Raw genomic sequence first — 24,973 nt, 5'->3', positions numbered from 1 at the left:
CGTGCGCTTGGAACACATTCTTCGCCAGGTCGAGCCCGACCGTGATAATCTCCGACATGACCGTCCTCCTTTGTGGATCATCGTAGACCCACCTTGGCACATTGATGCCGTCGGGGGGTGGTCACATCATCAAAGCTGACCGTGCGACGTTTACATCGCGGCGTCTGTGAGGCAGGGACCGGCAAAAGTGCTCAGGCGATAAGGAAGAACAGGACGTGACGGACCGCTACGCCGTTTTCGGCAACCCCATCGGGCATTCGAAATCGCCATTCATTCATCGCAGCTTTGCCGCGCAATTTGATGACGACATGTCCTACGAGGCGATTGAGGCACCGCAAGACGGGTTTCGCAGCCGGCTGGATCAGTTCATCTCCGAAGGAGGCCGGGGCATCAACATCACCGTCCCGTTCAAGACCGATGCTTTTGCGGCGGCGGATGAACGTTGCGAAGGCGCAGCTCTGACAGGTGCTTCCAACTGTCTGAAATTCGAGAATGGACGCATTATTGCCGAAAATTTCGACGGGGTCGGGTTGCTGCGCGATATTGCGGAAAATCTGGGCCAAGCGGTCTCGGGCAAGCGTGTGCTTTTCCTTGGCGCGGGCGGGGCGACACGCGGCGCGGCGCTGCCGATCCTCAGGGCCGGGGCGGCGCAGGTGGTTGTGGCCAACCGGACCGTCGCCAAGGCGCAGGCGATTGCCGATGAGTTGACTCGCTTCGGCGAGATCCGCGCGACAGGCTATGACAGTTTGGGTGCGGGGCATGACATCGTGCTGAATGCCACCTCAGCCAGCCTGTTCGATACGCGCCCACAGGTCGCGGATGCAGTGTTCGAGGGGACAGGGCTGGCCTATGATCTGGTCTATGCAAAGGGGCTGACAGGATTCTTGCGACAGGCCCGAGGGATGGGTGTGCCGGTCCTGGCGGATGGCGTCGGGATGCTGGTTGAACAGGCGGCCGAGGCCTATGCCTGGTGGCGAGAACAACGTCCCGACACAGCCGCGTTGATACGGGATCTGACGGTGCCGCTGGTGTGAGTTATCAGCAGTCTACCGGCTGGTCGGTGAATGGTCTGGCTGTTGACCGCCGGACAATCCGACACCTTAATCCGCATAGACAACACCGCGCCTATAGGGCTATCGGGGAAATCCCGCCCGCAAATGCAGCAAGGATCGGTGCGGTGACGGCAAAGCCAGCGCGCAGGTGGTCACTGGTGCTGAATTTCAGGCCGCGTGCCTCCATCCAATCGTCGACATCGGTGCGCTCGCCCTCATCTGAAACTTGGGCGGCACTTTGGGCGAGTCTGTTGATGCGCCCATCCAGAACAAGCGCGACCGGCAGATAGAAACTGAGGATCAGCAGGCAAAAATATGTGCCGGTGAACAGCGCGGAGGCCAGAACGACGGTCCCGTAAGCGTTCCGCTCTGCCTCCATGACCAGAGGCAGCGGCCAGTACATCCAGCTTGTCGCGAAGAACATGCCGAAGGTCAGGATCAGGCTGGACAGGTAAAGCTGTCGCCGCATCCTGACCAGATTCTGCGCAAGTTGCGCCGCCTCTTCCTCGCGCGTGTTGCCGCCGCCGCGTTCCAGACACAGGATCATGCCGACGATCAGCGCGCCCACGCCAAGCCCCGCCAGCCCGTTGATGATATCCAGCACGCGGTTGAGCAGGGATATGACGGGAATCTCACCGCAACGCCCCAGCAACCACATATCCTGAGGTCCCGAACAGCCGGGCAGGTTGCCGCGGGACAAAGCGGATTCGAACAGGTCTGCGCCCAGCCGGTGATAGACGTGTGGCGCATCGGGGGATGCGTTCTGCTCGATTGTGGGTGTCATCGCCAGATAAAGAATGAACAGCAACGTGCCGATTGCCGCGATCCGGGTGGCGCGCGAGATCGGTCCCGCGATGTCCCGGATCACCAGCGCAACGGCAAGCAGGGCCAGAGCGCCAAAAAACCATGTTGCCGCAATGAACCTGAACCGGCCCGCCGCTTCCAGCCAATGCCGACCTTCTTGCAAAATGGCGCTTGGAACCGCCAGATCGGTGGCGAAAATATGGTCGGAAATTACACCGTGCATCCAGAAAATGCTGATCGGAACCAGTGCGATTGTAAAATAACGCAAGTCCACTTTGCGGATGGTCACGACCGATGCCTCAGGTTGATGTAAGGTCCTGCTGCGCAGTCTAACATGAAATCTGTCAGTTGCGCATAAGGCTTGGCTATGTCGGCATGCGTTGGATTTTGCCCCGTTCAAAACCGCCCGGCGGCGTGGCATTCGTGAAGTTGCGCGCTGTCGGCTGGGTGCGGTTGCGGTACACCTGGTGCTTCTTCGGGGGAGCCGAAGCTGATCATTTGCTGTTTGGCTGCCCCGAAACGCCCGGCAAAAAACCGGAGCGTTTCAACGAAACGGCTGCCAGCGCTTGACGCCGGAACAAGGCTGAAATAAGTGAAGAGTCGTCGAGCGGGCGTTGTGTAATGGTAAGACCTCAGCCTTCCAAGCTGATGATACGGGTTCGATTCCCGTCGCCCGCTCCAAGCCTTTCAGATATTATAGACGTCCGTGACAATGCCGCTTGTGGCTGTGGGTGGTTTTCGCTTGTTGCATTGGACCGATGGCCGCGCGAGATGGATGTGAAAACATGCTCGCGGCGCGCGACGGTGATGCAGCTTCTCGGCGATCGTGCAGGTCAATGCAGGGCGTTGGGCCTGGGCAATCTGGGGTGTCAGACCTTTGTATATCGTGCGAAAACCTGGCAATTCTCATCGGCGTTCAGCCTGACTGTAAATTTCTTTCAATCCGTGTGGAACCAATCAAATCTCGGAAGGTTGGATTTTCAGGCACTAAACTGCTTGTCCAATTTACGGCAGGTAGTCAGGTCGCGGCAATCTTCCTCCCTCAGATTTGCCGCGACCTGACCGGGAGCTGAATGCGCGCCTTCGGGACCCTCCCCCCGGTGGCGCAGGGCAGAGAAGAGAGCACCTGTTTACTGGCGCATCTCTGCTATCGACACGCCCATCGGGTGCGGATCCGGTGGGCGTGTCAATTTTTCTCAATACCTCAATACCCGGTAGTCGGACCTCACATGATGGCCCATGCTTGCACGGCAAGCGGAACAAATGGCGTTCAGCGGGCGTTGATTGCGCAGCACAGGCCGAGAATCGGTCGTAAAGGAGGACAGTCCATGCCCCGCAAGTTTTTGACCCTCAGCGCAAGCGCTGCAATCATGGCAGGTGTCGTCTTGACTGGTGCCACCGCTGTCGCGGGGCTTTGGGCCGACACCGAAATGTCAACGCCCACCGCGATCCACGCTGCGACTGACCTGCCCAGCCCTGCGGTCGTGGATTTCGATGTGTTGCACGGGCTTCCGGTTTTTGACGAACAATCCGATACGGTTGGCACCGTAGCGGAAGTGCGCGTCGGGCCGGATGGTCGCGTAACCGGTGCAATCGTCGAGATTGGCGGTTTTCTGGGACTGGGCGCGCATCGCGTCGATCTTGGCCTTGATCAACTGGCGATGCGAGGATTGGATGGTGAAACGCGTGATCCGGCCGTGCAACTTCTGGTCAGCAACGCCGAACTGGACCGCTTGCCGCGGTTCGAAGGTTAAGGGCGAGCCCCGCGGATGCATTCCAACATACGCCAGCATTGGCAGCTGACAATCCTCGCTGCGGTGGCAGTCATTGCCGCGTTGTATTTTGCCAAACCCGTCTTTGCACCTTTTACGCTGGCGTTTGTGTTCGCCATCGTACTGACGCCGATTTCCGATTTCTGGCAGCGCACCGGATTGCCCGCAACAGCGTCGAGCCTAATGACACTGTTTTTATGCGTCCTGGTGATCGTCGTGCTGGCCGTGTTGCTGGAACCCGTCGCAAACGGGTTGTATGAAAAATGGCCGAGCATACGCGGTGGGATGCGCGAAATGGTATGGAGCCTGCGCGGGCTGCTGCGTGACATTGACGATGTGTCGCGCGAGGTCACAGGTGCCTTGGGATCCAATTCAACAGGTGAAGCCGGTGGCGATGCCGTCGATGAAGCAAGCAAATCGTTTCCCAGTCTGACTGAACTGATGTTTCTGGCACCTGCGCTGTTAGGCCAGGTGATGATTTTCCTCGGGGCGTTGTATTTCCTGTTGCTGTGTCGCAGTGATGTCTATCGCTGGTTGGGCAAGCTTTCGACCGTCAATTCCAAGGCCGCCGCGCTGAAGTTCTACGAGGCCGACCGGCTGGTTGCCCGCTACTCGCTGACCATAACGATCATCAATGTATGCTATGCGGTCTGCGTCGCGCTTGTGTTCAAGCTGATCGGAATGCCGGGTTACATTATCTGGGGTGCGGTTGCAGGCCTGTTGAACTTTGTCGTCTACCTTGGGCCGGCCCTTGTTGCCACGGCTGCGCTCATCGCAGGTCCAGCGGTCTTTACCGGAGGTATGGCATTTGTGCCGGCCGCTGCCTATGTGGGGCTAAACCTGATCGAGGCACAATTTGTGACGCCGACGCTGGTCGGCCGGCAAATGAATGTGAATCCGCTCTTGGTATTCCTGTCGCTGTGCCTGTTTCTCTGGCTTTGGGGGCCGCTGGGGGGTATCGTCGCGATCCCGCTCCTGGTGTGGTTCATTGCGGTCTATGATGGGCTGGCGACGCTGGCAGAGGAAGAGGCGGCGACAGGTACGCCTGCAATCTGAAACGGCCCTGCATATCAAGTCGCTGGCACATGAGATCGAACATCATGCGCCAGCGGCGTAAACTTGCATCAGAACGGTATTGCGTTACTTTTCCTTGAACTCGGCCATGGGAAAATTGATTTCCAGAACGAACATTTCGGTGTCCTCTGTGACGTCCATCGTTCCTTCAAGCTGCGCCACGAACGCCGCGATCAATTGCGATCCCAACCCCCCGCTATCGGCTGACGCACTTGCTTCGGTGACACGTTCGCCAAGCGAATTCGCGACGCGCAGCACCGCGTTGGCATCCTCGGTTTCGCGCAGGGTGACTTCCAGCCACGGCTGACCACCATTTGCGGGCTTGCCAATATATTTCAACGCATTGCTTGCAGCCTCGGAAACGGCGAGGCTAAGAGGCACGGCCTGATCGGGATAGAGGATCACGCGGTCCGCGCTTTGACGGATCTTGATCCGGCTTTCCGGCAAACTGCCCGCCGAAACCACGCGGTCAACGATGGCCTTCACCAGCTCGTCGGCCTGAACCCGGCCCTGAAGCGAGGTTTCATATAGGTTGCGGTGAACGGTCGCGAGGCTCATCACGCGACCCTGTACATCGCGCAATGCGACGCGCGCGTCGTCATTGGTGGATTTGCGGATCTTCATGTTGAGGATCGAAGCGATAAGCTGGAGATTGTTTTTGACCCGGTGGTGGACTTCTTTCAACAACACCGTCTTGTCATGGATCATGTCTTCCAACTCGGCTTCGTCGCGCAAAACGCTGACGGCCAGCCGGTGCCAGGTTTCATCGATTTCACGCAGCTCTTTAGGGGTGATCATGTCCTGCCGTGGTGCCTGAATCGCGCGGGACCGCATGAACATCAGCATCCGTGCGCGCAGGTTTCGAGTGGGACCGATCACCAGCCGTTCGACCGCCACATAGGCGACGGCAAGGCTTGCCAGCCACATCAGCACCGGGAAGAGCAGCGGAATTGCCAAGCGGATCGCCCCGGCGGTGATCGAGTTCACCTTCGATGGCCAACTGCCAAGCGCGTATATCAATCCAGGCACAACCGGCACGACGGCAAAGACACGTTCTTCAGCCATCCGGGTGATGCCGGTAAAGCTTTGCTGTGGCTTGCCAATGAATTTCTGCAGGGGCCGTCCTGCGGGCAAACGTACCTCTACCCCGTTCATGCCGCCACTGGCCGACAGGATTTCGCCGGTGTCGTTGAACAGCACCAGGTCCAGCGGGCTGTCTTTCTTCACGTCGTTGTCGCGAGAATGCAGGTGGCCGTGGGGCAGAGACACCGAAACATGTCCGATAAATTCACCATTGTTGATGATGGGTATCGACACGACGATCACCGGCACACCGCTGACAGAGCCTGACGCTGACATGGTGACGCGTGGGCGGGGATCTTCCTTCATCGTCAAGTACAGTTTGTTGCCGGACAGGTTCAGTTGCTGCGGCGAAGAAGAACATTCGACAATGCCGTCCGAATTGATGAAGCCCGCAAAACTGTAGGTGCTGGATGTGTCCAGATAGTTCTTCAGGACCGAAGTGCATAGCGCAGGGTCATCACGAATCAACGGAACAAAGCTGGAGATTGCCTGCGCGGCACCAAAGGCGTTGCGCAGCAGGCCTTCTTCACCGCCGGCCGCAGCGGCCGTCATCGCAAGCAGGTTGGCTTCGGCATTGCGGCGGGACTTCTCAACCACCACAGCGGTTTGCGAAACCGATATCAGACCAAGCGGCAACAACGCGGCGGCCAGCATGACACCAAACCTGAAGGCGAGGCCATCGCTCGCGCCGCGAAGTCTGCGTATCACGCCGAAAATCTGCCCGGCGGAATCATGCCATTGACGACCGCCATCGTCGCTTTGTCGGTCATTTCCATGCTGTCATCGCTGTGCAAATCCAGCAATTCGGCCAATCTGGACCGTCCGCGGTTGACGCGGCTCTTGATGGTGCCGATGGCGACGCCACAGGTTTCGGCAGCATCTTCATAGGAAAAACCTGATGCGCCCACGAGGATCAGCGCTTCGCGCTGTTCGTCTGCAAGCTTGGCAAAGGCTTCTTCGAAATCGCGCATCGCGAGACGTCCGTCGTGATGCGGCTTCTCGGACAGGGTTTCGGCAAAGGACCCATCGACATCCGCGACTTCGCGGCGGCTTTTGCGACGGTCCGAATAGAAGGTGTTGCGCAGGATGGTGAACAGCCAGGCGCGCATATTGGTACCGGGTTCGAAATGGTCGATCTTGTTCCACGCCTTGACAACCGTGTCCTGCACCAGATCATCCGCGGCAGAGCCGTTTCGCGTCAGACTCAACGCAAAGGCCCGCATCGACGGGAGGTGCTGCACGATCTCATCGCGCGGGTCGGAATGCTCTTCCGAGGCTTCTAAGTCGCTCATTTATTGGCTTCCTGTGCCTTAAGCTTTTCCAGCAACGCCTTGAACCTGTCCGGCACATCCTCTTCGACAGTTTTCTGGTAAACCTTGCGAAGGTTTTCCTCTATCTGTTCTTCTAAGCCAGACTTTCGGTTTGGTAGAGCCATCCTGTTCCCCTGCACCACTTCTATTAGCCAAAAAATTGCACAACACGGGAACCGAACGCCACAGAGGAACGTTAGGTTCCAAGAAAAACACAAGAGGTACGAAAAAATGACGGATGGTCGCTCCGCTGCGGATTTCGCGGAAACAGTTGGCAGCCTGTTGCCTTACTTGCGGCGTTACGCCCGCGCATTGACGGGTAGCCAGACCACGGGGGACAACTACGCGCTCGCCACGTTGGAGGCTTTGCTGGAGGATCGGACGATCTTTGATGCCGAGCTTGACCCCAAGGTTGCGCTGTTTCGGGCCTTTCACGTCATCTGGACCAGCGCGGGCGCGCCCGTCGCAGAGGACGAGACAGCGATTGGGCGCCGCGCTCAGGCGCATATGGCCGATCTGACGCCGAACACCCGCGAGGTTTTGTTGCTCTACACGATCGAGAGCTTCTCGCATCGCGACATCGGGTCGATCATGCAGATTTCGGCTGAAGAGGCCGAAGAGTTGCTGACGATCGCGCGCCGCGAGATGGAAACCAGCTTGTCTGGTCGTATTCTTGTGATCGAAGACGAGGCCGTGATCGCGCTCGACCTGCAAAGCATCATTGCGGATATGGGGCATGCCATCACTGGTGTCGGGCGGACCCGCGACGGTGCTGTATCGCTGGCTCAGAAAGAGCGCCCTGATCTTATCCTGTCGGATATCCAGCTTGCTGATGGGTCTTCGGGGATTGACGCGGTGAATGACATTCTGGCCGCAGCAGGAGAGATCCCGGTGGTTTTCATCACCGCCTTCCCCGAGCGCCTTTTGACCGGCGAGCGACCGGAGCCTGCATTCGTCATCACCAAGCCTTACTCGGAAGAACAGGTGCAATCCGCGATCAGTCAGGCAATGTTCTTTGCGTCGACAGAAACATTGAATGCCTGAACTATTACGCAACGGCTAAACGCGAAAGGGCGGTCACATCGACCGCCCTTTTCATGTGATCCAAGCCGTGCGGTCAGACCGGCGGTCGTCCTTTGAAAGCGCGTACGATCATCGCAATGACGAACAGCACCACGAAGATGAAGAACAGGATCTGTGCGATACCGGCAGACGCGCCGGCGATGCCACCAAAGCCGAACAACGCGGCGATCAGTGCAACTACAAGAAATGTCAGTGCCCAACCAAGCATAGGGGGCCTCCTTTCAGTGTGTTTTCGTCGCGTCGTTCTGACGCGTTGTGAGAGGAAAACGCCGAGATCGGCGGAGCGGTTCCAGAGTATTTTTGGCGATCTGATTGGAACAAAATGTCCTTAAATGCGTTGTGCAAAGTCAGGTTCGGGGGCCGTCCCGAGCCATGATGTATGAGGTTTGCGGACGCACGCGCGTCCGTGCTAGGAACAAAGCGCAGTGCAGGCGCATGTTTCCTAAGGACGTCCAGAAAGTGATCCTCCAGATTTCTCCTTTGGTTACATGATGCAGCGGCTCGACGCGCGCGATCTGCAAATCCTGACGGTGCTCAGCCGGGACGGGCGCATCACCAAGGCCGCCCTTGCCGAGGCCGTGGGATTGTCGCCCACGCCTTGCTGGGAACGTCTGCGCAAGCTGGAGCGGGCAGGCCTGATCGACGGCTACGGCGCGCAGGTCAATCTGCGCAAGCTTGGCCCGCATGTGTTCGTCTTTGTCGCCGTGGAACTTGCCGATCACACTGCCGCCACCTTCCGCGTGTTCGAGGATGCGCTGCACCGGTATGACGAGGTCACGGCCTGCTGGGCCTTGGGCGGCGGTTTTGATTATCTGATGCAGGTCGTCACCCGCGATATTGACGCCTATCAACGCCTGATTGACAGCATGCTGGAGGCCCGCATCGGCCTGGCGCGCTATTTCACCTATATCGTGACCAAACCGGTGAAGGGGCCAAATCCCCCGCCTCTGGCGCTGCTTGCAGGGATAGACGAGTAAGCGGCAGAGGAATCGTCTGCCTTGACCGCTTCATATAGTCGAATTTTCTTTCGAGTCAGGTGATTTCAGCCTCAACCGCTGGACGGCGAGGGCGATACTACGGGCAACAATCCCGGAGGTGTTGCCATGTATGACGTGAAATTGCCTGACGCTCTCGCGCTTGAAGATCCCCGACTGCAACGCAGCTTTGCCTATGTTGACGGCAAATGGTGCGCTGCGGCATCCGGTGATGTTGTCGATGTGACAGACCCCGCGACGGGCCGGGTGATCGGCGAGGTTGCCAGCCTGTCCGCCACCGAAAGCGCTGGGGCCGTGGATGCCGCACAAGCCGCATTTGATGGTTGGGCGGGTCGGCTGCCTCAGGAACGGTCCGCCATTCTGCGCCGCTGGTTCGATCTGATGATTGAGCATCGCGAAGATCTGGCCCGGCTGATGGTGGCCGAACAGGGCAAACCGCTGTCCGAAGCGCGCGGCGAGATCGACTATGCCGCGTCCTTCGTGGAATTCTACGCCGAAGAGGCCAAGCGCCCGAATATCGAAGGCGTCACCAGCCATCTGCCCGATGCAGAGGTGGAACTGTGGCTGGAACCTGTCGGTGTCGTGGCGCTGATCACGCCGTGGAATTTTCCGGCCGCAATGCTGACCCGCAAGGCCGCGGCCGCGCTGGCGGCAGGCTGCACCGTGGTCGCCCATCCCAGCCACGAGACGCCGTTTTCCGCGCTGGCACTGGCGGAACTGGCGGAACGCGCGGGCCTGCCTGCGGGCGTGTTCAACGTCGTCACCGGGCGCGCCTCGACCGTGGTGCCGCCCTGGACGGATGACAGCCGCGTGCGGGCGCTGTCCTTCACCGGCTCGACAGAGGTGGGGCGGCTGCTGTACCGCGCCTCTGCTGACACGATCAAACGGCTGGTCATGGAGCTGGGCGGCCACGCGCCGGTGATCGTCTTCAAGGGCGCGGATCTCGATAAAGCCGTGGCCGAGACGATCAAGGCGAAATTCGCGACCACCGGGCAGGACTGCCTTGGCGCCAACCGCATCTATGTGGAACGCGCCATCTATGCAGAGTTCAGCGCCCGGTTTACCGAAGCCGTCAAGGCGCTGACCATCGGGCCGGGCGCTCAGGATTGTGACCTTGGGCCGCTGATGAACGAAGCCGCCATCGCCAAGCAAGAGGCGCATGTCGCGGATGCGCTGGCCAAGGGCGCGAAGCTGGTCGCAGGCGGCAAACGCCATGCGCTCGGTCCACTGTTTTATGAACCGACGGTGCTGACGGATGTGCCGGACGATGCTGCCATCATGTCCGAGGAAACCTTCGGCCCGGTGGCGCCCCTGACGCCCTTCGATACCGAAGCCGAGGTTGTGGCCCGTGCCAACGCGGGCGAATACGGTCTTGTCGCCTATGTCCACAGCCATGATCCGCGCCGAATCTACCGGGTTAGCCGGGCGCTGCAATTCGGCATGGTCGCCGTAAATCGCACCAAGGTGACGGGCGCGCCGATCCCCTTTGGCGGGGTGAAGCAGTCGGGCCTTGGTCGCGAAGGGGCGCGTCGGGGCATGGAACAGTTCATGGAAATCAAATACGTCTGTCGTGACTGGGCATGACTTTTGCGGCGTCCGGACCTGGTCAGGGATTTGAACGCCGACGCTACGAAATTACGCAAAGGAACTGACAATGCTGAAGAATGATCAACTCGAAGCCTGGGACCGGGACAACTTTTTCCACCCCTCGACACATCTTGCCGAATTCGCGCGGGGCAACGCGCCGCATCGCGTCATCACCGGCGGCGAGGGCTGTCATATCACCGACCGCGAGGGCACGCGCCTGTTGGATGCGTTTGCCGGGCTGTACTGCGTGAACGTGGGCTACGGGCAACAAAAGATCGCCGAGGCGATTGCCGATCAGGCGCGCGAGCTGGCCTATTATCATGCCTATGTCGGTCACGGCACCGAGGCGTCGATCACCCTGTCCAAGATGATCCTTGATCGCGCGCCCGATCATATGTCCAAGGTCTATTTCGGGCTGTCAGGATCGGATGCGAACGAAACCAACGTCAAGCTGATCTGGTATTACAACAATATCTTGGGTCGTCCCGAGAAGAAGAAGATCATCAGCCGGTGGCGCGGCTATCACGGGTCCGGGCTGGTCACAGGCTCGCTGACCGGGCTGGAACTGTTCCACAAGAAATTCGATCTGCCGATGGCGCAGGTGATCCATACCGAAGCGCCCTATTACTTCCGCCGTCCCAAGCAGGAGATGACCGAGGAGGCATTCTCGGCCCATTGCGCGTCAGAGCTGGAAGAGCTGATCCAGGCCGAAGGCCCCGACACCATCGCCGCCTTCATCGGCGAGCCGGTGTTGGGCACAGGTGGCATCGTTCCGCCGCCCGCTGGCTATTGGGAGGCCATTCAGGAAGTGCTGAACCGCCACGACATCCTGCTGGTCGCGGATGAGGTCGTCACCGGCTTTGGCCGTCTGGGCAGCATGTTCGGGTCCACGCATTACGGGATGACGCCGGATCTTATCACCATCGCCAAAGGGCTGACCTCGGCCTATGCGCCGCTGTCGGGTTCTATTGTCTCTGACAAGATGTGGAAGGTGCTGGAGCAGGGCACGGATGAAAACGGCCCCATCGGGCATGGCTGGACCTATTCCGCGCATCCGATTGGTGCGGCTGCGGGCGTGGCCAACCTGAAGCTGCTGGACGAGCAGAACCTGATCGAGAATGCCGGTACGGTGGGCGCGTATCTCAACAAGGTCATGGCCGAGGCAGTGGGCGAACATGCCCATGTTGGTGACGTCCGGGGCGAAGGCATGCTATGCGCCGTGGAATTCGTCAAGGACCGTGAAACGCGCGAATTTTTCGACCCATCCGCCAAGGTCGGGCCGAGCATCGCTGCAGCCCTTCTGGAACGCGGCGTGATTGGTCGCGCGATGCCGCAGGGCGACATTCTGGGGCTGGCACCGCCGTTCTGCCTGACTGAAGATCAGGCGGACGAGATCGCGTCCAAGACGGCCGAGGCCGTGGCGCAGGTGCTCGGTTAACTGTACAGGGGGCGGCACCGGTTTTGGTTTCCATCGTCGGGAACGAAGATTGGTGCCGTTCGATGCCGCGAACAAAACCGGACAGCATCACTCATTCAGGCGGTTTCCAAAGCGTTTCGGGGCAGGTCGATTGACCTGCCCCGATTGCTTGCTGCCTTGTGAAAGCTCCCGCGTTACTCGGCCTCATCCATTGTCGAGGCGTTGAGTTGCGCGTATTTCTCTTCGCCGATCTTGGTCATCAGATCGAGCTGTGTTTCCAGGAAATCGACATGGCCTTCTTCGTCGGTCAGAAGTTCCTCGAAAATATTCTTGGAGACAAAATCACCGACTGACTCGCAATATTTGCGGGCTTCCTTGTACATCGCGACGGAGTCAAGCTCTGCCGCCAGATCGCATTCCAGCGTTTCCCTGGCGGTCTCGCCGATGCGCAGCGGATCCAGCTTTTGCAGATTCGGATGACCACCCAGAAACAGGATGCGGGCAATCAATTTATCTGCGTGGTGCATTTCCTCGATGCTTTCCTCGCGGCTTTTCTTGGCCATGTGACCCAGCCCCCAGTCCTCTTGCAGACGGTAATGCAGCCAGTATTGGCTGACCGCCGTCAGTTCGGCCCGAAGAGCGTCGTTCAGATGTTGGATGACTTTGGTGTCGCCTTGCATGCTTGGTTTTCCTGTGTTTCTCCGGCGCGCAGGCGGCGGAGGTTCATGGGGACTTCCAGATTATCGTTCTTGCGCATCGTGCCAAGAAACAGCGACATGCAGCCGCCGCAATCAGGGGATTTGCCCAATGCGCGATAGACCTTACCCGGAGTGATCAGTGTAGTCTCATCCGCCGCGCGCATCCAGTCAATGGCTGCATCAATGTCTTGGTGGGTGATGTTCTGACAATGGCAGATGATCATGCGGCACCCCTTTCAGTGCAAGGTTTCGGCAGGTTGGCGATGAGTGGTTGTAGGAACATGACGCGCCATCCTGCGCAGCGCGAGGCCAAGTGATTGGGCAAGTTCGACGATAGAGGGGGCGACGTCCGGTCGAACCAGCAAGGTTGCCATCAACATCGCGTCTTCGCGGGCACCGTCAGTGGCGGCACCGACAAAATTGGCAAAACATGCCTCGTCCGCGCCAAGACATTTGCAGGTAACATGGTGCCGCATCAGCGGACGGCGGCCGTGATCCGCGCAAAGCTGGCACAGATCCTCCAGGTTGCGCAGCGCCGAACGGCCATGCTGTGCGCCCAGACTTGTCGAGAAGTCGTTCCAGACCTGCTGCTGCGCCTCGGCACCGTCGCACCAGAGCCGCAGATAAAGGACGGCACCGGCCTCGACCGGGCCAAGTTCCGTGAGGTAGCCGACGGGCGCGCCGCCGCGATTATGTGCTGTCTGGGTCATTTGGTCAGGATCAACTTGCCGGCCTTCGTGATGCGAAGACGGTAGATCTGGTCGCCAAGGACGATTTCCGCGAGATCGCCGCCACAGGTCAGATCCGTCGCTTCATAGCGGGGCAGGGCAGGGACCGCCGCACTTGGCGTTCTGTTCGGGATTTGGGCGGTCATCTCACGGCCTCCACCCGGTCCGTGAAATGGTCGAGCAGCCATTCAATGCTGACCCCGCCCGGCACCCTGTTGATTTCGGCCAGGCTCCATAGCTCTGACCGGCAGGCGGGGGGTTCGGTGCTTTGAACGTGTTCATAGGTGGGTTCGTCGTAGGATTTCTGCATTGGGATACCTCCACATGATGTGGTCGGGCTTCCCCGGATGCAGGTGGGGTGGCTGGACACCCATTAGGTGACTTATTTAGTCAGATATGTCAATCCGACTCTTTCTGTCGTGTATTAAATTTCTTTGTCAGTCTTCGCCACGGGTCTGACGGATCTGCGCTGACTGTTGATGAGATCGGTAAGACAGATCAAAATGGCCGAACATGCGTGCAACCAAACAAGGTGGACGCTCCGTGCTGCTATCCTGCTAGACGGACGCATGGGTTCTGCAATCCAGCCCCGCAGGATCAGGTCAAAAAGGAATGTCGTCCGCGGCTGAGATATAGCTGGCCACGACCTTCTTGGTCCCGGCCTTCTCGAACGCGATTTCCAGCTTGTCACCTTCGATCCCGATGATGCTGCCATAGCCGAATTTCTGGTGAAACACGCGCTCTCCGGTCTCAAAACTTGAGACGGCTTGCAGGTCGATCACGGTATTTCGGGTCTCGCGCGGCTGGCTGACAGGTCGCTGGGCAGAGCGTTCCTGCAAGCGTCGCCAGCCCGGCGAGTTGTAGACATTGGCATCGGCCGCGCGCTGTTCGATGCCCGATGATCCGCCCATGCCCGCCGCACCGTAGCCGCCACCGTAAAGGCCCGGCGGGGTCAGCACATCGACATGCTCTTCGGGCAATTCGTCGATGAAGCGCGACGGCAGGGCCGATTGCCACTGGCCGAAGACACGGCGATTCGCGGCAAAGGAAATGGTGCAGATTTCTTCGGCACGGGTGATGCCGACGTAAGCCAGTCGCCGTTCTTCCTCCAGCCCCTTCACGCCGCTTTCATCCATGGATCGTTGCGAGGGAAACAGCCCATCCTCCCAACCGGGCAGAAACACCGCAGGGAATTCCAACCCCTTGGCGGCATGCAGCGTCATGATGCTGACCTTGGCACCGCCGTCGTCTGTCTCGTTGTCCATGATCAGACTGACATGTTCGAGGAACCCTTGCAGGTTTTCGAAATTCTCCAGCGCCTTCACCAGTTCCTTGAGGTTTTCCAGCCGTCCCGGTGCCTCGGGCGTTTTGTCATTCTGCCACATGCCGGTATAGCCGGATTCGTCGAGGATGATCTCGGCCAGTTCCATATGGGTCAGATCGTCGTCGCCCGCCATCCGGCCCCAGCGCGCCAGATCCACGACCAGCTTGCCAAGTTCCCTGGCCCCCTTGCCCTTCAGTAAACCTTGCTCAATGGCCAGCGCGGCTCCGTCGATCAGGGACACGCCGTTGGTGCGGGCCGTGGTCTGGATCACCTGTTGCGCTTTGTCGCCCAGCCCGCGCTTGGGCGTGTTGACGATGCGTTCAAACGCCAGGTCGTCATCGGGGCTGACCACACAGCGGAAATAGGCCATCGCATCGCGGATTTCCAACCGTTCGTAAAAACGCGGGCCGCCGATCACGCGGTAGGGCAGGCCGATGGTCAGGAAACGGTCCTCGAACGCCCGCATCTGGTGTGAGGCGCGGACCAGAATCGCCATCTCGTCCAGCGACACGCTGCGCATCCCGCGCGTGCCTTTCTGCATCGCCTCGATTTCCTCACCGATCCAGCGGGCCTCTTCCTCGCCGTCCCAATGGCCGATCAGGCGGACCTTTTCGCCGTCCTGTGCCTCTGTCCACAGCGTCTTGCCCAGCCGTCCGGTGTTGCCGTCGATCACACCGGATGCGGCGGCAAGGATATGCGGGGTAGAGCGGTAATTCTGTTCCAGCCGCACCACATGCGCGCCGGGAAAATCCTTTTCAAAGCGCAGGATATTGCCCACCTCGGCCCCGCGCCAGCCATAGATCGACTGATCGTCATCGCCCACGCAGCAGATGTTCTTATGCGAGGCTGCCAGCAGCCGCAACCACATATACTGCGCGACGTTGGTATCCTGGTACTCGTCCACGAGGATGTATTTGAACCAGCGTTGATACTGTTCCAGCACATCGGGATGCGCCTGAAAGATCGTCACGACATGCAAAAGCAAGTCGCCGAAATCGACCGCGTTCAACTCTCGCAGCCGCGCCTGATATTGGGCGTACAGTTCCGCGCCGCGCTGATTATATGCCCCGGCATCCGCAGCAGGCACCTTGGATGGCGTCAGGGCGCGGTTCTTCCAACCGTCAATGATGCCAGCCAACTGTCGCGCGGGCCAGCGCTTGTCATCTATGTTTGCGGCACGGATCAGTTGTTTCAACAGCCGGATCTGATCGTCCGTATCCAGAATGGTGAAGTTGGATTTCAGCCCGGCCAGTTCGGCATGGCGGCGCAGCAGCTTGACGCAGACCGAATGAAACGTGCCGAGCCATGGCATGCCCTCGATCGTCTGCCCCAACATGCCGCCGACGCGGTTCTTCATCTCGCGCGCGGCCTTGTTGGTGAAGGTCACGGCGAGGATCTCGTTCGGGCGGGCGCGTCCGGTGTTGAGCAGATGCACGATCCGGGCGGTCAGCGCCTTGGTCTTGCCGGTGCCGGCCCCTGCCAGCATCAGAACGGGGCCGTCCAACGCCTCGACCGCAGCGCGCTGCGCGGGGTTCAGCCCGTCCAGATAGGGGGTGGGCCGCGCAGCCATGGCGCGTGCGGAAAGTGATGCGCCTTCAAAGGCGTCCATTTCGTCGAAACTGCTCATGCGCCGAACCTAGTCGAGGATATGACGGAAGGGAAGGCTCGTTCCTGCTATGTTCGTGCCGCTTTTCGGAGAAATTTCCGACTTTAGCGTTCTGCCGACCCGCGATCTGCTGGACAAGACGCGGCTTCCGTCGCACATAAGCGGCATGGATCTTCACGCTCGCTTTCCGGCAATCGCCGACCTGAAGGACCGCGCGCAGCGGCGTGTGCCGCATTTCGCATGGGAATATCTGGCCAGCGCTACCGGAACCGAGGCCACGAGGGCACGCAACCGGGCCAAGCTGGATGATGTCCTTTTCATGCCCTCGATTCTTCATGGCGAATTCACGCCCGACCTGTCCACGACGCTGTTTGGCCAAAGCTATCCCTTGCCTTTCGGTGTCAGCCCGGTGGGCATGTCCGGGCTGCTTTGGCCGGATGCCGAGCGCAGACTGGCGGCAGCGGCAACGCGCGCGGGTTTGCCCTACAGCCTGTCGACCGTCGCCACCCGCACTCCAGAGGATCTGACCCCGCATATCGACGGCAATGGCTGGTTTCAGATGTATCCACCACGGGACGAGGCCGTGCGTACCGACATGCTGCGCCGCGCCAAAGACGCGGGATTCTCGGTGCTGGTGCTGACGGTGGATGTGCCCGTGGCAAGCCGCCGCGAACGGCAGTTGCGTTCTGGTCTGACCTCACCACCACGCCTGACGCCGCGGGTGCTGGCACAGGTGGCGCGCTGCCCGGCTTGGGCCTTGGGGACCTTGCAGCAGGGCATGCCGAGGATGCGCCTGATTGATGATTACGCCGCCAAGGTGACCGGCCTCAGCAGCACGGAACATGCAGGCTATCTTCTGCGGACGTCGCCGGGATGGGACTATCTGCGCTGGCTGCGCGATGGCTGGGACGGGCCGTTTGTCGTCAAGGGCGTGATGCGTGCCGACGACGCCGAGCGATTGGAGGCTGCGGGCGTCGACGCGCTTTGGGTGTCCAACCATGCCGGGCGCCAGTTTGACGCCGCACCGGCCAGCATCGAGGTTCTGCCGGAAATCCGCGCCGCGACCGATCTGCCTTTGATCTTCGACAGCGGCATCGAGGGCGGTCTGGACATCCTGCGCGCCGTGGCGCTGGGGGCCGATTTCGTGATGATGGCCAGCGCCTGGCATTTCGCGCTTGCGGCATTGGGCGATGACGGGCCGCCGCATCTGATTGACATGCTGACCCGCGATATGGCCGCCAATATGGGGCAAATCGGGGCAAAAAACCTCGCGGACCTTTCAAATTGCTTACGTTAGCGTGACCAGAACCATGCAATGCTGCATGTGCGAAAAACTATTCGCATCTTTGTAATCTGCCGCTACTGTAAGCGATTAAAATGACATGCCGAATGGACTTTAAGTACAGGACAACGCCACGATGACAGACTTCAACAAGATCCTCATTGCCAATCGCGGAGAAATTGCGATCCGCATCATGCGCGCCGCGAACGAGATGGGCAAACGCACGGTGGCGATCTACGCCGAAGAGGACAAGCTGGGGCTTCACCGGTTCAAGGCCGACGAGGCTTATCGTATCGGCGCGGGGATGGGGCCGGTAGCCGCCTATCTCAGCATTGACGAGATCATTCGCGTGGCGAAGGAATGCGGCGCTGACGCGATCCATCCCGGTTATGGGTTGCTGTCGGAGAACCCGGATTTTGTGGATGCCTGCACCGAGAACGGCATCACCTTCATCGGGCCCAAGGCGAAAACCATGCGCGCTCTGGGCGACAAGGCCAGCGCCCGCAAGGTGGCAATAGATGCCGGGGTCCCGGTCATCCCCGCGACCGAGGTTCTGGGCGACGATTTCGACGCCATTGCGAAAGAGGCCGAAGCGATCGGCTATCCGCTGATGCTCAAGGCCAGCTGGGGTGGGGGTGGTCGCGGTATGCGGCCTATCAACGGCCCTGACGAGCTGAAGGAAAAGGTGCTGGAAGGCCGCCGCGAGGCAGAGGCCGCGTTCGGCAATGGCGAAGGCTATCTGGAAAAGATGATCATCCGCGCCCGGCATGTCGAGGTGCAGATCCTGGGCGATAGCCACGGCAATATCTACCACCTGTATGAACGTGATTGTTCGGTCCAGCGCCGCAACCAGAAAGTCGTTGAACGGGCACCCGCGCCCTACCTGTCCGAGGCACAGCGAGAAGAGATCTGCGAGCTTGGCCGCAAGATCTGCGCGCATGTGAATTACGAATGTGCGGGGACGGTCGAATTCCTGATGGATATGGAGACCGGCAAGTTCTACTTCATCGAGGTGAACCCGCGCGTGCAGGTCGAACACACCGTGACCGAGGAAGTCACCGGAATCGACATCGTCCAGGCGCAGGTCCTGATTGCCGAGGGCAAATCGCTTGCCGAGGCGACGGGCAAGGCCAGTCAGTATGACATTCGGCTCAATGGTCATGCGCTGCAAACCCGGATCACCACCGAGGATCCGCAGAACAATTTCATCCCCGATTATGGACGGATCGTAGCCTACCGCGTCGCCACCGGTAACGGCGTGCGGCTGGATGGCGGCACCGCCTATTCCGGTGCGGTCATCACGCGGTTTTACGACAGCCTGCTGGAAAAGGTGACGACCTGGGCACAGACGCCGGAAAAGGCGATCTCGCGCATGGACCGTGCCTTGCGTGAATTTCGTATCCGGGGCGTCAGCACCAATATCGCCTTTGTCGAAAACCTGCTGAAGCATCCCACATTTCTGAACAACCAGTATCATACCAAGTTCATCGACGAGACGCCCGAGCTGTTCGAGTTCTCCAAGCGGCGGGACCGGGGCACCAAGGTGCTGACCTATATCGCCGACATCTCGGTGAACGGCCATCCCGAGACAGCGGGCCGTGTGCTGCCTGCCTCGGATCTCAAGCCGGCGCGTGCTCCACAAGTGCGTGGTGAGCCTGCGCCGGGCACCCGCAACCTGCTGGAAGAAAAAGGCCCGCAGGCCGTGGCCGACTGGATGGCGGCCCAGAAGCAGGTGCTGATCACCGACACTACCATGCGCGACGGGCACCAGTCCCTGCTTGCCACGCGGATGCGCTCGATCGACATGATCAATGTAGCGCCTGCCTATGCGGCCAACCTGCCGCAATTGTTCAGCGTCGAATGCTGGGGCGGTGCCACATTCGACGTGGCATACCGCTTCTTGCAGGAATGCCCGTGGCAGCGTTTGCGCGATCTGCGCACGCGTATGCCCAACCTGATGACACAAATGCTGCTGCGTGCGTCAAACGGCGTCGGTTATACCAACTACCCCGACAACGTGGTGCAGAGCTTTGTCAAACAGGCAGCCGAGACCGGCGTGGATGTGTTCCGCGTCTTCGACAGCCTGAACTGGGTCGAGAACATGCGCGTCGCGATGGATGCGGTTCTGGACAGCAACAAGGTGTGCGAAGGCACGATCTGCTATACCGGCGACATCAACGATCCGGATCGCGCCAAGTATGACCTGAAATACTATGTCGCCATGGGCAAGGAGCTGAAAGCCGCAGGCGCGCATGTGCTGGGGCTGAAGGATATGGCAGGGCTGTTGAAGCCCGCCGCCGCCGGGCCGCTGATCACCGCGCTCAAGGAAGAGGTGGGCCTGCCGATCCATTTCCACACGCATGACACCAGCGGTGCCGCAATCGCCACTGTGATGGCTGCGGCGCAGGCCGGGGTTGATGCGGTGGACGCGGCAATGGACGCGCTGTCTGGCAATACCAGCCAGCCGACGCTCGGTTCTGTGATCGAGGCCTTGCGCTGGACCGAGCGCGACACCGGGCTGGACATTGGCGCGGTGCGCGAAATCTCGAACTACTGGGAGGCCGTGCGCGGCAAATACGCGGCGTTTGAATCCAGCCTGCAAGCCCCCGCATCCGAGGTCTATTTGCACGAGATGCCCGGCGGCCAGTTCACCAACCTCAAGGCGCAGGCTCGCAGCCTGGGGCTGGAGGAACGCTGGCACGAGGTCGCCCAGACCTATGCCGATGTGAACCGGATGTTCGGCGATATCGTGAAGGTCACGCCGTCCTCGAAAGTTGTGGGCGACATGGCGTTGATGATGGTCAGCCAGAACCTGACCCGCGCCGAAGTCGAGGACCCCAAGACCGATGTGGCCTTCCCGGATTCCGTCATCGACATGATGCGCGGCAACCTTGGTCAGCCTCCGGGCGGTTTCCCGGACGGTATCCTCAAGAAGATCCTGAAAGGCGAAAAGCCCAACACAGAACGTCCGGGCAAGCATCTTGTGCCCGTTGATCTGGACGCCAAGCGCAAGGAGCTTTCGGATCTTCTCGACGGGGCAGAGGTGGATGACGAGGATCTGAACGGCTATCTCATGTATCCCAAGGTGTTTCTGGACTACATGGCGCGCCACCAGACCTATGGTCCGGTGCGGTCATTGCCGACGAGGACGTTCTTTTACGGGATGGAACCGGGCGAGGAAATATCGGCCGAGATTGATCCCGGCAAGACTATGGAGATCCGCCTTCAGACGCTGGGCGAGACCGACGAGAACGGCGAAGTCAGGGTGTTCTTCGAACTGAACGGCCAACCCCGCGTGATCCGCGTGCCGGACCGCAAATCCAAGGCCAGCACCGCTGCACGGTCCAAGGCGGAACTGGGCAATGCCAACCATGTCGGTGCCCCGATGCCCGGTGTCGTCGCCTCTGTTGCGGCGCAGGCTGGACGTCCCGTGAAACATGGCGACCTGCTGCTGACAATCGAGGCGATGAAGATGGAAACCGGCATCCATGCAGAGCGTGACGCGGTGGTCGCGGCCGTGCATGTCCAGCCCGGGGCCCAGATTGATGCCAAGGATCTGCTGGTCGAATACGAAGCCTAGGAAATTCGTCGCCCCGGAACCTTGCCGAACCGGGGCGGCGACACAAGTTTACGCGTGTTGAGCAATGCCTGACCCATCGGTCGGTGTGATGCTTGTGCAGCAGAAACTGTTCCGGGACGTAATACAATGATGCATCTGCTATCTGATCCCGCCGTCTGGGCGTCCTTCCTGACGCTGACGGTGCTTGAGATCGTGCTTGGCGTGGACAACGTCATCTTCATCTCGATTGCCGCAGCAAAACTGCCGGAAGAACAGCGCCGATCCGCCCGGCTGATCGGGCTTTCTGGTGCGCTGGTTCTGCGTGTGGCGCTGCTGTTTTCAATCGCGTGGATCGTTTCGCTCAAGGATCCGCTCTTCGAGGTGTTCGGGCATCCGTTCAGCTGGCGTGACATGATCCTGCTGGCCGGTGGCCTTTTTCTGATCTGGAAAGCCTCGACCGAGATTTTCGACGAGGTCGAAGGCGTGAAGCACGAAGCCAATGTGGTTGCCGCCAGCTTTGCCTCTGTTCTGGTGCAGATCATGGTGCTTGACGTGGTGTTTTCGCTCGATTCAGTCATTACCGCCGTGGGGATCGCAAATCATCTGGAGGTGATGATCGCGGCCGTGGTGATCGCGATTCTCGTGATGATGGTGGCGGCCGAGCCGATCTCCCGGTTTGTCGAGGCGCATCCATCCACCAAGATGCTGGCGCTGGCCTTTCTGGTGATGGTCGGCATGGCGCTTATGGCCGATGGATTCGGTGTGCATGTCGAGCGAGGCTTCATCTACGCGGCGATGGTGTTTGCGGGTGGGGTCGAGGGGTTGAACCTGATCCGCGCCAAACGCAGGCGCGCAGCGCGGTCGTGATGTAGAGTGCCGCCCGAGGTCAAGGCGGGACTGGTGTCGGCTGGCACTGCATCGCGCCCCCGGCGAGCCAATGCAAAACGCAGTCGTGGAAAGCGTCAATGGCCGGCAGCGAGATGCGTGTCTGAATGAACATATCTTCGCCAACCTCGCCCAAGCCCGAAAGATCGTGAGGCATTGGTCAAATCTGTTTATCAGCGAAATTCATGGGATAGTCGCGGGAGAATTCGCGAAGGGCAATTCCGGCGGTTGCGCGGTTCGGCTGACTGCGCCCGACGAGCGGTCATCGAACCCGCATCATATCTCCGGTATCCAGCTTCTTGACGTAATCTACCGCGCTGCCATTCCAGTGGTAGGCAAAATGCGCCCCCTGTGCGGGGATCGGAACGACATCGGGCCAGAATGCGGCGATGCAGGTGCCGCCCGCAAACCGGACGCTGGGCCAGGTTATGCCGTTCGAGCCTGCCGCGCGCCGTTCGGCACCGAACACCTGAGAGGGTCCGTAATCGTCAGGGTCCAGCAGGTCACCGAAGCCCGACACATCGTCCATCTCGGCGTCCACCGACCCGATCAATTCGCGGAACTGCGATGTCCAGCCTGGGGCTTCCTCCGTGGCCAGCATGGTTTTCGTGTGGTGGTAGATTGTTTCCGCGATGGCTACCTCGGTGCTGTCGCCCGCGTAATACAGGCCGAACGTCCCATCGCTGAACCGCCCCGGCCGCAAAGGCGAGCAGTGAACAAAGGGGGCCATGACCCAGCTTGCGCCGGTTCCTGTGACGCGCCGGCCCACCGGGACCTTCGCGAGATCGCCGATGCTGTCGCGGATGCGCGGGTTGAACTTGGCTTCGGCCGAGGCCAACGCCTCCCAATCGGCAGGGTCGGCAATGTCCTCGAACAGGTCAATCGGCGGATAGATCGAGCGGATGATCCGGACGCTGCGCGGCCAGACCACGCGGCGTGCCGGCGCTGTCACCATGCCCCGCGCTCTGCGTCCAGATAGCTGCGCAGGTCGATCAGGTCGGTGATCTCGCCGCGCATCATGATGTCGAGCGCGCTTTGGTCGTTGAAGGCCGCGTTCGGTTTTCTGATCCAGTCATAGCCGCGCGCAGGATCGGTAAAGAGATAGCGCAGGCCCTTGTGAATCCCCATCAGGATCGCCATGCGCGCTCGCAGGTCGCGGTCGATCCGGCCGATGCTCCCGTCCTTCCAGCGGGCCCAGGTGCGCTGGGCCATGTCGCCCAGCAGCGTGCGGGCCTCGATATCGCTGAGCTGCCAGGCGCGAAACAGGTTGACGGTGGTGCGCGCGAGGGCTGCGGCCTCCTCGTCCGTGATGGCGGGAAGGTCAGGGCGCGACGCGGTGGGTTCGATCGTGGCAAACTGCATGGTAAATCTCCTATGGCATATATATACGTAATAAATGCCATTTGGCAAGTGGTGGAGTGCGATGAGGTCGCTGCGCGCGTCAGCGCCACGGTCGCATTTTCCATTCCGACAACCACGATCAGGTGCGAATGCACCTCGCCGACGTCATGGCGGTTCTCAATTTCGTCTGAAGGCGCAACACATTCAGGGCATCACGCCCTATGAATACATCTGTAGGATCCGGACGTCAGAACCCATTCAACTCACCGTCAATTCAGTCCACCAAGTGCCGGGACGGAACACCCAGCTATCGCAGCATGGCTCCAAGACTGACACCGCCAAGGCTGGCCGCACGCAGGGCGGGGAGCGGCGCGTCTGTTGTCTCGCTGTCGGGTCTGAGCAATCCCATATTGCCCGAGGGATGCGTCAAGCGCGCTGTCTGGGGCTGGTCGAGGACCGACCCGAACCGACTGGCTTTGGGATGTGGTGTGCCATCAACTTGCGGGCCTCGCACGGGCTTGATCCCCATATGCGTGCTGACAAGAAGAGCGGCAGCTGCCGGGTGGCCAGGCAGTTTCGGTCGTGATGGGGCAGGGGGAACCCATTCGACCTGAGCCAGGGCAGCACGAAATCCCTTGTTCATCAATGCCGCGACGCGAGCGGTTCTGTCAGCGGAGGACCTCGCGCCGAATACGGTCACGATCAGACGTTTCTGTCCACGCTGCGCCGAGGCGGTCAGGTTGTATCCGGCGGCGCGCGTGTAGCCGGTCTTGATCCCGTCAGCGCCGGAATAGGCACCCAGAAACCGCCGGTTGGTATGCGCGATCTTGCGTCCACCTGCCGATGCGTGAACCTTGCTGAACAGGTCGAAATATGCCGGATGGTCGAAGAATAATTGGCGCGCCAGCAGCGACATGTCCCGAGCGGTCGACAGGTGGCCGTCAGCCGTCAGCCCGTGGGGGTTGCGGAAATGCGTCCGGGTCATGCCGATCCGCGCGGCCGTGGTGTTCATCCGGGCGACGAAATCTTCGGTATTGCCCGAAATTGCCTCTGCCAGCGCGGTGGCCGCATCATTGGCGGATTTGATGGCGGTGGCGATTACAAGGTCGCGCAGACTGATCCTTTCGCCTGTTTGCAGATGCAATGACGACCCCGTCACTGCTGCGGCTTTGGCCGATACGGTGACTTGCGCGTCAAGATCAACCTCGCCCGCACCCGCCGCCTGAAACGCGATGTAGAGCGTCATCATCTTGGTCAGAGATGCGGGATGCAGTTGCTTGTCAGCATCCTCGGCCAGGTAAACCTGACCGTTGCGGGTGTCCATGACCAACGCGGCTTGGGGGGCGGCACCGACGGCGAAGGGGAACAACAGG

General features: G+C 60.2%; 24 protein-coding genes, 1 tRNA gene and 1 pseudogene. 12 read left to right on the top strand and 14 right to left on the bottom strand.

Annotation, left to right across the window (positions count from 1 at the left end; translation table 11 throughout):
- The first annotated feature begins 215 nt into the window (after positions 1-215).
- Entirely contained in the window at positions 216-1,034 is an 819-nt protein-coding gene (aroE, locus tag ACN0WV_RS15765) for a shikimate dehydrogenase (protein WP_417607050.1), read from the top strand.
- Between the two features lie 91 nt (positions 1,035-1,125).
- On the opposite strand, the gene ACN0WV_RS15760 is transcribed toward aroE, so the two are convergent.
- Entirely contained in the window at positions 1,126-2,124 is a 999-nt protein-coding gene (locus ACN0WV_RS15760) for a hypothetical protein (protein ID WP_143514583.1), read from the bottom strand.
- A gap of 339 nt (positions 2,125-2,463) precedes the next feature.
- Here ACN0WV_RS15760 and ACN0WV_RS15755 point away from each other — a divergent pair.
- From ACN0WV_RS15755 to ACN0WV_RS15745, 3 genes are all read left to right on the top strand, one after another.
- Positions 2,464-2,537, top strand: a tRNA-Gly gene (locus ACN0WV_RS15755).
- Between the two features lie 647 nt (positions 2,538-3,184).
- Positions 3,185-3,610, top strand: a complete 426-nt coding sequence (locus ACN0WV_RS15750; RefSeq protein ID WP_179141480.1) for a PRC-barrel domain-containing protein — start codon at positions 3,185-3,187, stop codon at positions 3,608-3,610.
- Positions 3,611-3,625: 15 nt separating this feature from the next.
- Entirely contained in the window at positions 3,626-4,684 is a 1,059-nt protein-coding gene (locus ACN0WV_RS15745; protein WP_084353231.1) for an AI-2E family transporter, read from the top strand.
- 84 nt (positions 4,685-4,768) lie between these two features.
- Here the strand turns inward: ACN0WV_RS15745 and ACN0WV_RS15740 are convergent, their stop codons facing one another.
- From ACN0WV_RS15740 to ACN0WV_RS15730, 3 genes are read right to left on the bottom strand one after another with little or no spacing between them, the layout of a single operon-like run.
- The gene (locus ACN0WV_RS15740) at positions 4,769-6,493 is read right to left on the bottom strand and encodes a histidine kinase dimerization/phosphoacceptor domain -containing protein (protein ID WP_417607047.1); all 1,725 of its coding nucleotides are present in this window, start codon (positions 6,491-6,493) and stop codon (positions 4,769-4,771) included.
- Positions 6,490-7,077 carry an RNA polymerase sigma factor gene (locus ACN0WV_RS15735; protein WP_084353229.1) on the bottom strand — a complete coding sequence of 196 codons (588 nt, stop codon included), beginning with the start codon at positions 7,075-7,077 and terminating at the stop codon, positions 6,490-6,492. The genes ACN0WV_RS15740 and ACN0WV_RS15735 overlap by 4 nt, the downstream gene beginning before the upstream one ends.
- Positions 7,074-7,220: a NepR family anti-sigma factor gene (locus tag ACN0WV_RS15730; protein ID WP_116599386.1), complete on the bottom strand. Its 147-nt coding sequence runs from the start codon at positions 7,218-7,220 to the stop codon at positions 7,074-7,076. The genes ACN0WV_RS15735 and ACN0WV_RS15730 overlap by 4 nt, the downstream gene beginning before the upstream one ends.
- 106 nt (positions 7,221-7,326) lie before the next feature.
- On the opposite strand from ACN0WV_RS15730, the gene ACN0WV_RS15725 reads away from it, so the two are divergent.
- The gene (locus tag ACN0WV_RS15725; protein WP_417607044.1) at positions 7,327-8,139 is read left to right on the top strand and encodes a response regulator; all 813 of its coding nucleotides are present in this window, start codon (positions 7,327-7,329) and stop codon (positions 8,137-8,139) included.
- A gap of 73 nt (positions 8,140-8,212) precedes the next feature.
- Here the strand turns inward: ACN0WV_RS15725 and ACN0WV_RS15720 are convergent, their stop codons facing one another.
- A complete protein-coding gene (locus ACN0WV_RS15720) occupies positions 8,213-8,386 on the bottom strand; it encodes a DUF1328 domain-containing protein (protein ID WP_084353227.1) in 174 nt (57 codons plus the stop codon).
- Positions 8,387-8,669: 283 nt separating this feature from the next.
- On the opposite strand from ACN0WV_RS15720, the gene ACN0WV_RS15715 reads away from it, so the two are divergent.
- The 3 genes from ACN0WV_RS15715 to ACN0WV_RS15705 all read left to right on the top strand — a co-directional run bounded on the left by ACN0WV_RS15715 (position 8,670) and on the right by ACN0WV_RS15705 (position 12,198).
- The gene (locus ACN0WV_RS15715) at positions 8,670-9,155 is read left to right on the top strand and encodes an Lrp/AsnC family transcriptional regulator (RefSeq protein ID WP_084353282.1); all 486 of its coding nucleotides are present in this window, start codon (positions 8,670-8,672) and stop codon (positions 9,153-9,155) included.
- Between the two features lie 126 nt (positions 9,156-9,281).
- The gene (locus ACN0WV_RS15710; RefSeq protein WP_417607042.1) at positions 9,282-10,757 is read left to right on the top strand and encodes an NAD-dependent succinate-semialdehyde dehydrogenase; all 1,476 of its coding nucleotides are present in this window, start codon (positions 9,282-9,284) and stop codon (positions 10,755-10,757) included.
- A 70-nt stretch (positions 10,758-10,827) separates the two neighbouring features.
- Positions 10,828-12,198 (top strand): aspartate aminotransferase family protein, encoded by a 1,371-nt coding sequence (locus ACN0WV_RS15705; RefSeq protein ID WP_417607040.1) that lies wholly within the window; start codon positions 10,828-10,830, stop codon positions 12,196-12,198.
- 173 nt (positions 12,199-12,371) lie between these two features.
- On the opposite strand, the gene bfr is transcribed toward ACN0WV_RS15705, so the two are convergent.
- The 6 genes from bfr to ACN0WV_RS15675 all read right to left on the bottom strand — a co-directional run bounded on the left by bfr (position 12,372) and on the right by ACN0WV_RS15675 (position 16,554).
- Positions 12,372-12,857 carry a bacterioferritin gene (gene bfr / locus ACN0WV_RS15700; RefSeq protein WP_417607039.1) on the bottom strand — a complete coding sequence of 162 codons (486 nt, stop codon included), beginning with the start codon at positions 12,855-12,857 and terminating at the stop codon, positions 12,372-12,374.
- A complete protein-coding gene (locus tag ACN0WV_RS15695; protein ID WP_417607037.1) occupies positions 12,824-13,099 on the bottom strand; it encodes a (2Fe-2S)-binding protein in 276 nt (91 codons plus the stop codon). Before ACN0WV_RS15695 ends, bfr begins: the two co-directional genes overlap by 34 nt.
- Before the next feature lie 12 nt (positions 13,100-13,111).
- Positions 13,112-13,585: a hypothetical protein gene (locus ACN0WV_RS15690; protein ID WP_417607035.1), complete on the bottom strand. Its 474-nt coding sequence runs from the start codon at positions 13,583-13,585 to the stop codon at positions 13,112-13,114.
- The gene (hemP, locus tag ACN0WV_RS15685) at positions 13,582-13,749 is read right to left on the bottom strand and encodes a hemin uptake protein HemP (RefSeq protein ID WP_084353221.1); all 168 of its coding nucleotides are present in this window, start codon (positions 13,747-13,749) and stop codon (positions 13,582-13,584) included. Before hemP ends, ACN0WV_RS15690 begins: the two co-directional genes overlap by 4 nt.
- Positions 13,746-13,913 carry a hypothetical protein gene (locus tag ACN0WV_RS15680; RefSeq protein ID WP_417607034.1) on the bottom strand — a complete coding sequence of 56 codons (168 nt, stop codon included), beginning with the start codon at positions 13,911-13,913 and terminating at the stop codon, positions 13,746-13,748. Before ACN0WV_RS15680 ends, hemP begins: the two co-directional genes overlap by 4 nt.
- Before the next feature lie 292 nt (positions 13,914-14,205).
- Positions 14,206-16,554 (bottom strand): ATP-dependent helicase, encoded by a 2,349-nt coding sequence (locus ACN0WV_RS15675; RefSeq protein ID WP_417607033.1) that lies wholly within the window; start codon positions 16,552-16,554, stop codon positions 14,206-14,208.
- A gap of 145 nt (positions 16,555-16,699) precedes the next feature.
- Between ACN0WV_RS15675 and ACN0WV_RS15670 the strand changes: the two genes are divergently transcribed.
- The 4 genes and pseudogenes from ACN0WV_RS15670 to ACN0WV_RS15655 form a co-directional block, all read left to right on the top strand.
- Complete coding sequence (locus tag ACN0WV_RS15670) at positions 16,700-17,830, top strand: alpha-hydroxy acid oxidase (RefSeq protein WP_084353281.1); 1,131 nt, start codon at positions 16,700-16,702, stop codon at positions 17,828-17,830.
- Positions 17,831-17,951: 121 nt separating this feature from the next.
- Positions 17,952-21,395: a pyruvate carboxylase gene (locus tag ACN0WV_RS15665; RefSeq protein WP_417607031.1), complete on the top strand. Its 3,444-nt coding sequence runs from the start codon at positions 17,952-17,954 to the stop codon at positions 21,393-21,395.
- Between the two features lie 126 nt (positions 21,396-21,521).
- Positions 21,522-22,241: a TerC family protein gene (locus ACN0WV_RS15660; protein ID WP_084353218.1), complete on the top strand. Its 720-nt coding sequence runs from the start codon at positions 21,522-21,524 to the stop codon at positions 22,239-22,241.
- A gap of 40 nt (positions 22,242-22,281) precedes the next feature.
- Positions 22,282-22,410 (top strand): annotated as a pseudogene (locus tag ACN0WV_RS15655) (integrase core domain-containing protein); the annotation flags it as partial.
- A gap of 111 nt (positions 22,411-22,521) precedes the next feature.
- On the opposite strand, the gene ACN0WV_RS15650 reads toward ACN0WV_RS15655, so the two are convergent.
- The 3 genes from ACN0WV_RS15650 to ACN0WV_RS15640 all read right to left on the bottom strand — a co-directional run bounded on the left by ACN0WV_RS15650 (position 22,522) and on the right by ACN0WV_RS15640 (position 24,969).
- On the bottom strand, positions 22,522-23,214 hold the full coding sequence (locus ACN0WV_RS15650) for an RES family NAD+ phosphorylase (RefSeq protein ID WP_417607029.1): 693 nt from the start codon (positions 23,212-23,214) through the stop codon (positions 22,522-22,524).
- A complete protein-coding gene (locus ACN0WV_RS15645) occupies positions 23,208-23,621 on the bottom strand; it encodes an MbcA/ParS/Xre antitoxin family protein (RefSeq protein ID WP_417607027.1) in 414 nt (137 codons plus the stop codon). Before ACN0WV_RS15645 ends, ACN0WV_RS15650 begins: the two co-directional genes overlap by 7 nt.
- 286 nt (positions 23,622-23,907) lie before the next feature.
- Positions 23,908-24,969, bottom strand: a complete 1,062-nt coding sequence (locus tag ACN0WV_RS15640; RefSeq protein ID WP_417607025.1) for a D-alanyl-D-alanine carboxypeptidase family protein — start codon at positions 24,967-24,969, stop codon at positions 23,908-23,910.
- Positions 24,970-24,973: the final 4 nt, after the last annotated feature.

This window comes from Primorskyibacter flagellatus (assembly GCF_048268605.1).
Taxonomy (GTDB): Bacteria; Pseudomonadota; Alphaproteobacteria; order Rhodobacterales; family Rhodobacteraceae; genus Primorskyibacter; species Primorskyibacter flagellatus.
Note: the sequence above shows the minus strand (reverse complement) of the source record. Positions and strands in the feature narration are given on the sequence as shown.